6 protein-coding genes and 1 pseudogene are annotated in these 7702 nt (G+C 69.7%); all 7 read right to left on the bottom strand.

What is annotated here, in order from left to right; translation table 11 throughout:
• Nucleotides 1-1888 (bottom strand): prenyltransferase/squalene oxidase repeat-containing protein (locus tag ACFYR3_RS45335; RefSeq protein ID WP_389288253.1); only part of this gene is annotated, 1888 nt, incomplete at its 3' end.
• Between the two features lie 13 nt (nucleotides 1889-1901).
• The gene (locus tag ACFYR3_RS45330; RefSeq protein WP_389288251.1) at nucleotides 1902-3401 is read right to left on the bottom strand and encodes a hypothetical protein; all 1500 of its coding nucleotides are present in this window, start codon (nucleotides 3399-3401) and stop codon (nucleotides 1902-1904) included.
• An 8-nt stretch (nucleotides 3402-3409) separates the two neighbouring features.
• On the bottom strand, nucleotides 3410-3610 hold the full coding sequence (locus tag ACFYR3_RS45325; protein ID WP_389288249.1) for a hypothetical protein: 201 nt from the start codon (nucleotides 3608-3610) through the stop codon (nucleotides 3410-3412).
• Nucleotides 3611-3683: 73 nt separating this feature from the next.
• On the bottom strand, nucleotides 3684-5657 hold the full coding sequence (locus ACFYR3_RS45320; protein ID WP_389288247.1) for a B12-binding domain-containing radical SAM protein: 1974 nt from the start codon (nucleotides 5655-5657) through the stop codon (nucleotides 3684-3686).
• Nucleotides 5658-5729: 72 nt separating this feature from the next.
• Nucleotides 5730-6038, bottom strand: coding sequence for a hypothetical protein (locus tag ACFYR3_RS45315; RefSeq protein ID WP_389288245.1), 309 nt, complete (start codon nucleotides 6036-6038; stop codon nucleotides 5730-5732).
• A 231-nt stretch (nucleotides 6039-6269) separates the two neighbouring features.
• On the bottom strand, nucleotides 6270-6698 hold the full coding sequence (locus tag ACFYR3_RS45310; RefSeq protein ID WP_389288243.1) for a hypothetical protein: 429 nt from the start codon (nucleotides 6696-6698) through the stop codon (nucleotides 6270-6272).
• 71 nt (nucleotides 6699-6769) lie between these two features.
• Nucleotides 6770-7702: pseudogene (locus tag ACFYR3_RS45305) on the bottom strand (hypothetical protein); the annotation flags it as partial.

The following is a 7702-nucleotide window of genomic DNA, read 5'->3' as shown; positions in this document are numbered from 1 at the left end:
CAGGAACACCACTGGCCACACACCTGGGTTTCTGATGGCCACCAGCCTGGTCATCCAACGGCCACCCACCTGGGCATCTCAGTGGCCGTTGACAGATCGGGAGGACAGGCCAGCTGCCGTCGGGGAGCTGATGGTTCAGCAGCCACCGGGTGCCGCTGGCGAGGGCGGTGCCGAGGGCCGCGCCGTCACCTCCGGGAGGCGTCATGCGCAGGTCGCATAGCGCCTGCACGGCCAGCGCGGTGTCGAAGGCTCCGGCGGACCGGTTGGGTGCGCCGGCCCAGCCCCCATCGGGGTGCTGACTGCCAAGCAGCCACTCGGCGGCCCGCGCCCGGGACGGCACCGCGTCGGGCAGCTCGACACGACGGCTCAACTCCCCGATCGCCTGGACCGCGCGGCAGGTGGTGTACAGCCGGCCCATCCACCAGTAGGCCTCCCAGTAGCCTTCCGGGTGCTGGTGCTCTTGGAGCCAGCGCACGCTGCGCAGCGCGTGGCCCCTCTCCCGGGCTCCGTCCAGGCCGGCGAGCAGCAGGGTGACCACGGCCGTCACACAGGCGTGTGAGGAGGTCCAGCCGCGCAGGTCGCTGGCGTCCGAGTGGAAACGTACGAGCCAGGGTTCTGGATCCACGATGGTGGCGAACCCGCCATCGGGTCGCTGCGTCGACAGGAGCCACTCCAGCGCCGGCCGCCACTGGTCCGGCTCGAGCACGCCGTGCTGGGTCAGGAACAACAGGGCGTTCGCCGTGGAGTCGACGTCCATGGGCCACTGACCGTTGTATCCCCATCCCCCGTCGGGCTCCCGGTGTGCGAGGAGCCAGTCCGCCGCAGGGTCCAGGGCGGCCGCCGACGCGTCGACAAAAGACAGGTTCCAGCCGACGTAGCTGGTAACCCAAGAGGTGCTCTGCTGCCCCAGCAGCAGGAAGTCGCCCCAGCGGCCGGCCACGTCCTGCTCCTTGCCGAGGTAGCGGGCCGCGGCCGCCGAGGCGATACCCAAAGCGTCCGGGGCCACGCGCTCCCGGGCTGCCTGCCGGCCCCGGCCTGGTGCGTCGCGCGCACCGGCCAGCCCGGCACGGCGGAGGCGGTCGAGGTCCGCACGCAGGCCCCGCACATCTGCTAGCAGGCCGACGAGCTGCTGCACCCAGCCCCCGCGTGGCAGGTCGGTCACCGCGGCCAGCGCACGGCACAGGTGCTCGGCGGCCACGTCGAGCGTGTGCTCGGCGAGGCCGCCGTAATAGAAGCGGCGGGCCGCGTCGGCGACCAGCGCGGCACGTTCGGTGTCAGGCGCCGCCGAGGGGTGGCCCAGCTCCGCGAGCAGCCGGGGGACAAGCTGCGAGGGGTGGCCGTGCAGGAAGTCTTCCTTCCAGCCCACGCAGTCCTGATAGAGCGTGAGCCCGGCATACAGCCGGGTCTGCGACTCCGTCACCGGTCCGGTGAGCTCCGGCCTCCCGGCCCGGGCGGCGAAGGCCTCGGTGGTCGTGTGCGCGAGCAGCACCCCGGCCGTGGGTGTATGCGAGAGCTGGTCGTACCCGGTGGACAGTGATTGCCAGAACCGCTCCGCGGCAGGCAGGACGCCTCGGAGTTCCCGGGTGGCGAACTGCTGCAGCCAGGCGCAGTCACGTTCGGCCTGGGCGGGTGCGTACAGTCCCCGGCGCTGCTGGTACCGCAGGAACTGGGTCATTCCGCCCGCGCGTGCGGCCAGGGCCACCCGTCGGGCCGCGCTCATCGGCACGGTGGCGAAGTACTCGTACAGCAGGAACGGGAAGTGGTCGAACAACGCCCCGGCGACCGGTCGCGGAGGTTGCCGCGTCGGGCCCTCGCGGCAGCGCCGCGCCAACCACTGCTCCGCGAACGTCTGATCCGTGTAGCGGGTCTCCATCAGCAACAGGGTCATGGCCGTCGTCGCCTCACGTCACGGAGTGGGATCGGTAGCTGCGGAGCAGCGCGTCGACGGTGGGAGCGGGGCCTGGCAGGCGCTCCTGCGCGCACTGAGCAACCAGCCGGTGGCCGAGATACCGGCCGACCGCCGGTGGGACCCAACCTGGCGCTGTGCCAGGCGTGCTGAGGCGGTCGGGGTGCCACGGCTCGGGTGGTTCGTCGAGGCCGAGTGCGAGGAGGCCGTCGAGCCACGGTCCGTGCTGGTCGAGCCAGTCCAGCTCGGCCGCCGAGACCCCGATGTGCTCGGCCAAACCGTGCTGCGGGAAGGCCCGGCGGGAGGCAGCGATCGCCAGGCCCACCTGGCAGAGGGCCTCGCCCGTGGTGTGCGCCGGACCTGCGGTGTCCAGCGTCCGGAGCTGTTCCGCCAGGAGCGCCGGCCGGGGGACGGACGGCGCCCGTCGGGAATCGAGCCAGGGCCACCAGGACGGAGCAACCGGAGTCGCCGGCGTCTGCGGATCGCCCCGCCATCCGACGGGCCCCGCCTCGGCACCGCGGGGAGCCGCCGCCGTGCCCGGCTGCCCAGGCGGCGGACCGAGGCTGAACGCGGGGCTGCTGATCCGCTCCCGGGTGGTCCGAATGGCTGCTGGCCAGCTGCCGTCGGTCATGCTCTCGACGGTCCCCGAGGCCCGGTCCAGATATTCGAGGGCCAGGGTGCGGATTTCCTCGACCACGCCCTGTCGGGCGAGCAGTTCCGCGACCTCGGGTACGGGCGGCCGATCGCCGGACTCCACCCGTCGCTGCCAGCCGGCCCGCAGGAACGCCAGGGTGAGGGGGTACGAGTAGTGCCCGCGCTCGTAGTCGATCCGCCAGTCGGTGAGGTCGTCGGCCAGCTGGAACGCCACGTAGTAGGAGTCGTGCGACGCCTCCAGCCAGGCCAGCGGCCGCTCGTCGCCGCCGAGTACGGCCAGCGCCGCGAGGCAGGCCTTCGCGATCGCGGACTTGCCCGAGTAGACCAGTTCCAGCTCCTCCCGCGGGTACGGCTGGAGCAGGCCGCGATGCCGTGCCTCCTCGCGCAGCACCGCCTGGCAGAAGTGCTCGAAATAGCGGTCGAAGTGCCCCCAGAAGGGGCTGCCGGGCGGCAGCAGCGTGTGCAGCCCGTGCAGCGCCTCGCGGTGGAGCGCGGCGCCCAGCAGCAGGCTGCCACCGGTGCATGAGGAGGGGCGGTCCAGCACCTCGTCCAGCGTCAGCACGTAGTCGAAGAGGTAGGAACCGCTGGTGGACAGCGCCCGCAGCTGCGCCAGCGAGACGTCCGGGAAGGACGTGTAGAACAGCAGTGGATAGGTGTAGAAGATCCGGGGGTCCACACCGACGGCGATGCGCCGCTCCGACGGCAGGCCGGCCGTTGCCGGCAGGCCGTCCACCTGCAGCAGGCGGGCGACCCGACGGCGCAGCGGCCGCCGGTCCTCCTCCACCAGGGCGCTGTCGCCCCGCCAGCCGACGTGCCGCTCGATCCGGGCGTCCCCGTTCACCCGGTCGGCTACCACTCGCCCGAGACGATCGTCTGAACCACCGTGACGTTGCCTCCCGCCTCGGCCTCCGCCTCCATACGCGACTCCAGCTCCACGAGTCCCAGCTCGCCGACCGGAAGGTCCTCGAACGGCAGGTCGTCGAACGGCAGCGCCTCGAACGGCAGGTCGCCAGCGGGTCCGGTCCGCTCCGATGCCACGTCTCCGGCCATGGTGGTTGCTCCTTCGTCTCTCGGTGTGCACGACGCGACAGCACCGTGCTGTTGCGTGATCCCGGCGGCCCGGTTACCCGGCAACGGCGGCGGCCGGCTCTCGCCGGAGTCCCAGCGCCGTCAGGTGCCGCTCGGTCAGATGGTGTTTCGCGGCGAACGCGCGGCGCTGTGAGGTGTTGCGGATGATCAGCTCGGGCCGCGAGAGCAGTTGTCGCACCGGGTCGCGGATCTCCAGCCGGTCACCGGGCCGGACCAGCGCGTCGCCGCCGCGGGGTACGGACACCTCCAGGAAGGCGAAGCCGCGCTCCCGGGACGCCGTCAGGTTCACGAACAGCAGGTCGGACGCTACGCGTTCGACGTCGAGGTCGCCGCCGGTGCGAAGCGACCCGGTCAGTGCCCGGACGTCGCAGTCGAAGGTATGGAACTCCGTCTGGGCCCCGCTCAGCCGGCGCTGGAGGGTGTACCGCACCTCGATGTACGCCATGAGGTCGCGCAGCACCGGGGTGGTCGGCCCGAGGGACTCCAGTACCTCGGCCTCCAGGTACCGGCACAGGTCCGGGACGAAGGCGTACATGTAGTAGTCCGGCCGAAGCCGCTCCGGGCCGACGTGCCGGTGCAGCCACCGCGTCCAGCCCATCAGCACCTGACGTAGGTCGGCGCCTGCCCGGCGCAGCGCGAGGAACAGCGTCGGGCAGGTGTACGTGATCGCGGAGATCGCCTTGGCCAGATCGCGGTCGAGGTGGGGAGTCGGGATGTGGTAGAAGCTCGGGAAGATGTCGGGGTGACGGGTGACCGTCGCGATCTCCTCCTCGTCCAGCAGGAAGAGCGAGATGTCGGAGCTGTGCCCGTCGAAGAGCAACTCGTCGCGGTGCGACTCGTAAAGCGGGCTGCCGACCAGTGGTGCGAGGAGGTGCATCTGCGCCTGGGTGTCCGGCGACAGCTGCAGGATGTCCAGCGCCAGGTCGAGGGAGTCGATGGCGTCGTCGAGGGTCTCCTCGGGAAAGCCGACGATCATGGATCCGGTGCAGGAGATCCCCCGTTCGGTGCCGGACCGGATGACCGGCAGCACGTGGTCGATCCGGAGCCTCTTGCGCACGAGCGGCTGCATCCGCTGCGATCCGGTCTCGACGCCGAAGAACATCCCCCGGCAGCCTGCCGCGGCCATGGTGGTGAGCAGGGCATCGTCCACCCGGTCGGTACGCGCGCTGCACGCCCACTCGAACCCATCTCCGCCGTCGAGCAGGGCGGCGCAGAACGCCCTGACCCACCGCTGGTCGACGGTCAGCATGTCGTGAACCAGGTCGAAACGGGTGAACCCATAGGTGTCCCGCAGGTGCCGCATCTCGGCGATCAGCCGGGCCGGCGACTTGATCCGGTAGTCCCGGTTGAAGAACACGTTCGTCGAGCAGAACGTGCACCCGTACGGGCAGCCGCGCCCCGCCTCCACCGGGGCGAGGGCTACGGTGGCGCGTTCGAAGGGGTACAGGTCGTAGGCCGGGAAAGGCAGATCGTCCAGGTCGTGCAGTAGCGGCGCGGCGGGCTCGCGGACCACGTTGCCGTCCGCACCCCGCCACGTGGCTCCGGCGACACCGGTCAGGTCGTCCCCTGCCGCCCATCGGTCGAGCACCTGAACCAGGGACCGGTCCGCCTCGTTGCGCGCGATCGCGTCGATCCAGCCAAACTCGCGCATCGTCGCCACGTCCACCACCGAGGCCTGCGGGCCGCCGAGCAGGATGCGGACGGTGGGGTCCAGTTCGCGGCACCAGCGGGCCAGCGTCAGCGTCTGCGGATAGGAGTTGCACATCGTGGTGAGGCCGACGACGTCTGGCCGGGACGAGCAGATGATCTCCGCCACCTGCCGGTGGAAGTCAGGCCCATCGGTCACCAGACCGTCTGTCAGGGCGAGCGTGGGGTCCACCACCACCGGATCGTGGCCGCTGCGCCGCGCGACGGCGGCCAGACCCAGCAGGTTCAAGGGCACGTAGGGCGAGGGAACCTTGCCGAAGACCCAGTCGGCGTTGAAGCACGTCACCAGAGCCAGTCGCATTGTCGGCCCACACCTTAGTTCGACCCATGGAACGTCTTGACGTCACATCAAAGAGCTTGTTTCATTCACAATCTAGTACTTGAGTGCCACGCCAGCTATGCGCCAAAGGTGTTTCACCTGATTGGCCGCAGTGGTGGGTACTGGGGCGCGGTTGGCGGTGGAAAAAGGCGCCACAACGGCGGCGAAGCGGGGAGTAATCGCCAATAGTTGCAGATCGGTGATAATCCGCGTGTCAGGGCAGGTGTGAGAGCAGTAGCTTGGTGAGACGTTCGGGCGTATGGAGTGGCAGTGGCAGGTAGTGGTCGCCGTCCGGGCCGCAATCTCTGGGTGGTCGTGGTCGCCGTGGATTACCAGCGTCGGCGCGGCGATGGTGACGACCACGCCGTCCCCATGGACGGATGGGTGTGCGGCTATCAGGACGAACAGTGCGTATACGAAAGGGTCCTATCTCTCTGACTGATCTTTCAGAATGCGGAGACACCTCAGGCCGACGATGCTGCAGGCGAGTTCGGGTCGACCGGATGCCCCGCCCCTGTACATGAACGCTCTCGTAGGCGCCGCAGTACCGCACCCTGTGCGGGTGCCGGCCGAAACCGGTGCCGGAGCGGGCGGTCAACTACACGATCCGTACGGCGCACTCGCTCCCGAACTGTTCGGCAAAGCACGGACATTCGACGGCGCGGCCAAGACATCGCGAAGCCGCTCGATCTCCATCCTCTGGGCGGCGATCTGCGACAGGGCCCGCTCCCTGAAGTCAGTGAGCCCACCGATCTGCGCGTCACACGCGGCGAGGCGTCCCTTCAGCCCGGCGACCTGTTCCTTGAGGCGCTCGATCTGTGCAGCCCGCGGGTCCGGAATCACGCCCGTTTCCCGGAGCTCAGCCAACCGGCGCTCGAACTCCTCCGCCAGGTGCTGGTAGGGGCCAGGCCGCGGTGAGCCGTCTCGGTTCTTCTTGGGATAGAAACCAGTGCGGGCGACCCCGGCCTGGGCCGCGAGGGCCTTGATGTCGCATTTTGCCGCCCGGGGGAACGTCACCGGCAAGGAGCCGTTCCATGACGTGCCGAATGGCCGCCTCGTTGTCCCGCCGGGTCTCGTCGCTGATACGGGCCACGTCATGCCCCCGTTCCGCAGAGGGCGTCAATCTCGGCCAGCACCCGTTCATCGCGGGCGAGTTCCGTACCCAGCCGGGCCTTCTCCGTCCGCTGAGCGCGTCCGATGGTGGCGATGAACACCTTCTTGCTCTCGGCGCTGGCCGCCCACACCGGGCGGTGCCCGGCATGGTGGGTGGCCTGCGGGCACCGCGCCGAATCGCACATGCCGATCAAGGGCTCCGTCGCCCCGCGGGCGTGAGCCCCTGCGAGCTTGAGGCACAGCGCCTTGGACGGATCGAGGAACCAGCAGTAGTTCGCCGGCCCCAGGTGTAGGGACTTCGCCCGCTTGGCGAGCAGGTTCGTCACTTCCCGGTCGCTGCGCTTGATGTTCGGCGCCCCGGAGGAATCCAGCTGTTCGTCGACGAACGCGAAGAAGTCCAGGAGGTCGCTGGCGCCAGGCCCCGCAGGCCGGATACCGTTCTGGTAGTCGTGGAAAGCGTCGAGGGCGACGCGCATCTTGTGCTCCCGCTCCTCTTGGCCGAACTCGGCCATCAGCACCGACTGGGCCCCACCGGGGCGGTCCGCATAGCCCTCCGTGGTGACCACGGAAATGTGCTTGAGATGGATCTTGGCGGCCAGCAGACCACCGGGCCGGTGCGCCATTTCCACCGCGAGGGTTCTCCGTAGCATCCGCAGACTGACCGGCACCTCGGGGATCGGCGCCAGCCCAAGGCGACGGCCCTCTGGGCCATTGACCCAGGTCAGGAACCATTCGTACGGGGTGACGAAGGAGAGTGACTTAGAGGTCATCTCATTTGGGGTGTTCGGTAGGCTTCCGGTGTGGGGATTGTTGAGCGGTTGGTGCCGGATGAGTTGTGGGAGTTGTTCCAGCGGGTGGTGCCGGAGGCGCCGAGTCGGCCTCAGGGAGGTGGCCGGCGTCGGCACGGGGATCGG

It is taken from the genome of Streptomyces sp. NPDC005784 (assembly GCF_042871525.1).
Taxonomy (GTDB): domain Bacteria; phylum Actinomycetota; class Actinomycetes; order Streptomycetales; family Streptomycetaceae; genus Streptomyces.
This window is presented reverse-complemented; position numbering and strand designations above follow the sequence as displayed.

What these genes read in the sequence shown, in the direction of transcription:
- ACFYR3_RS45325 (WP_389288249.1), bottom strand. Translation starts at nt 3,610, where the DNA reads ATGGCCGGAGACGTGGCATCGGAGCGGACCGGACCCGCTGGCGACCTG.
- ACFYR3_RS45320 (WP_389288247.1), bottom strand. Translation starts at nt 5,657, where the DNA reads ATGCGACTGGCTCTGGTGACGTGCTTCAACGCCGACTGGGTCTTCGGC.